The following is a 527-nucleotide window of genomic DNA, read 5'->3' as shown; positions in this document are numbered from 1 at the left end:
GTGCTGCCCGGGGACTGAGGCCGGCCCGCCCGGCTCAGTGGCCGAACGGGTCCTCGTCGACACCGGGCGTCCAGGCGTGGCCGTCCCGGCCCCAGCCCTCCGCCTTGACGGCCCGGCGGGCCTTCCTGGACCACTTGTCGTTGAGCCGGTCCAGGTAGAGCTTCCCGTCCAGGTGGTCGTACTCGTGCTGCATCACCCGCGCGAACCAGCCGGTGGCCTCGAAGGCCACCGGCTCGCCCGCGACGTCGAAGCCCGCCACCCGGACCCAGTCCGCCCGCTTGAGCGGCCAGCTGTAGCCCGGCACGGACAGGCAGCCCTCGGACTCCTCGTCCGGGTCCGGGGCGTCCTGGGAGACCTTGCCCACGGTCAGCACCGGGTTGACGAGCACCCCGCGCGGCGCGACGTCGTCGTCGTTCTCGAACGCGTAGGTGAAGATCCGCAGGCCCACGCCGATCTGCGGCGCGGCCAGCCCCACGCCGTGGGCGGCGTCCATGGTCTCGTACATGTCCTCGACGAGGGTGCGCAGC

General features: G+C 73.1%; 1 protein-coding gene. It reads right to left on the bottom strand.

The window, feature by feature from the left end:
* Positions 1–34: 34 nt before the first annotated feature.
* On the bottom strand, positions 35–527 hold a 493-nt coding region (gene def / locus RCG67_RS17350), incomplete at its 5' end, for a peptide deformylase (RefSeq protein WP_368828059.1).

This window comes from Kocuria cellulosilytica (genome assembly GCF_040981245.1).
GTDB lineage: Bacteria > Actinomycetota > Actinomycetes > Actinomycetales > Micrococcaceae > Kocuria > Kocuria cellulosilytica.
The sequence above is the reverse complement of the archived record's forward strand: the minus strand, read 5'-3'. Positions and strand labels throughout refer to the sequence as shown.